Below are 1,671 nucleotides of genomic sequence, written 5' to 3'. Positions count from 1 at the left end.
TATAGATAATTCAAATAAAAACTACAGCTTCGACTTCGCTCAGCTAGCTTACACCGAGGGCTGAGCGAAGTCGAAGCCCGTCTACAAGTTATTTAAAACGACTATAAATCCTTAGGGTGACTACTGAATATGTCTTGATATGTCTTGGTTATCCAGATCGAAATTCTGTTAGAATCCCTTACATGAAAATTTTAGGAATTGACCCAGGTTTGGCAATTGTGGGATTTGGTTTAATTGAGGTTGAAAAACCTGCTTCACCCAAATTATTGGAATTCGGAACCATTGTTACACCAAAGCAAACACCGATCGGCGATCGCCTCAAGACCATTTATGAAGATATGCATACCTTAATCGAACAGTTTCAGCCACAGGTGGTGGGGATGGAAAAACTGTTTTTTTATCGGATGGGGAACTTGGTTAATGTCGCCCAAGCCAGAGGGGTGATCGTACTAGTGCTAAACCAGCATAATATCGAACCCATTGAATTTTCACCACCCCAGATCAAGCAAGCTTTGACAGGGCATGGCAATGCGGATAAGAATGATGTGCAGGAAGCCGTGAAGCGGGAATTAAATCTCGATCGCATTCCCCGTCCCGATGATGCGGCGGATGCGATCGCCGCAGCTCTAACCTGTTGGCTGATTGCTTAAGCTGATTGCTTAAATTAAAACCAAAAATCAGAGAGCGTAACGCCCGCTACGCGGGCGGTACGCTCTCTGATTTTTGGTTTACTTATGCTTAGAGCTAATTAGTATGGTTGTGGTGCTTTGTGCCGCAACCATACTGCTGTTTTTTATGTCCCTAATTTGAGTGGCTACGGCTTTAATCTCAGCGTATAATCTTAAAATAACTTTTCAGTTGTATTGATTCGGTTGTATTGAGCTAACAAAAGTACAAGTAGTTAAAACTTATACTAAGATTTAACTTTAGCGACAAGTCCCTCAAAATTCTGAACTTTGACGAAGATTCATGCCATCCCCTACTTCTTCCTCCCTCCGAAATACCTTTGCCAGAACTGAGATCCGCCGCCTGCAAGACCTGCTGCCGCCAGAGTTACAAGCATGGGTAAAAGTACTTAATGCCGATGGTGTCCGTCCTCCACTCATAGCCTGTGAAGAAGCTGGTGGCGATGAAGTGGTGATATTAGTCGATATGGTGCGCTGGGAGCGTATGGCTGAGGATCAGCGCAACCTCTTATACTGGCACGAAGTCGCCCGCATCCAAAACGACGCAGTCCCCAAAGATGGCTGGGAAGTTGCTGCCCTAGCTATCGGTTTAGGTGGTGCAGTTGGCGAGCTTTGGGTGCAAAATGGTTTGCTGTTTGTCTTAGCGCTCGGCATCTGTGGAGTAGCTGGTTTTCAGCTATGGCGAAAGGGAACTAGCAAAAAAGATATCCGCAACCTGATCGAGGCCGATCAAGGAGCAATTCGCCTAGCCGTGCGAAATGGTTATCCCCTGCCTGCGGCCTATAAGAGTTTAGGTAGTGCCCTCAAGATTATGCTTAGCGATACATCAAAAGGGCGATCGCGTACTTTGATCGAAAAACGCCTTGATTCATTACGCTCCGAAGCTAATAAAGCAAGACGGAATTACGAAAATTAAATTATAAAAGTAAAAGAGAGAGGATGCAATGCATCCTCTCTCTTTTACTTTTGTAGGGCTTCTAATACC

2 protein-coding genes are annotated in these 1,671 nt (G+C 44.9%); both read left to right on the top strand.

The annotated features are described in order from the left end of the window. The first annotated feature begins 182 nt into the window (after positions 1-182). Positions 183-650 carry a crossover junction endodeoxyribonuclease RuvC gene (gene ruvC / locus AC805_RS12605; RefSeq protein ID WP_055075760.1) on the top strand — a complete coding sequence of 156 codons (468 nt, stop codon included), beginning with the start codon at positions 183-185 and terminating at the stop codon, positions 648-650. Between the two features lie 319 nt (positions 651-969). Then, complete coding sequence (locus AC805_RS12600) at positions 970-1,602, top strand: DUF3318 domain-containing protein (RefSeq protein WP_009627218.1); 633 nt, start codon at positions 970-972, stop codon at positions 1,600-1,602. The last annotated feature ends 69 nt before the right edge of the window (positions 1,603-1,671 follow it).

Source organism: Pseudanabaena sp. 'Roaring Creek' (genome assembly GCF_001402795.1).
GTDB lineage: Bacteria > Cyanobacteriota > Cyanobacteriia > Pseudanabaenales > Pseudanabaenaceae > Pseudanabaena.
Note: the sequence above shows the minus strand (reverse complement) of the source record. Positions and strands in the feature narration are given on the sequence as shown.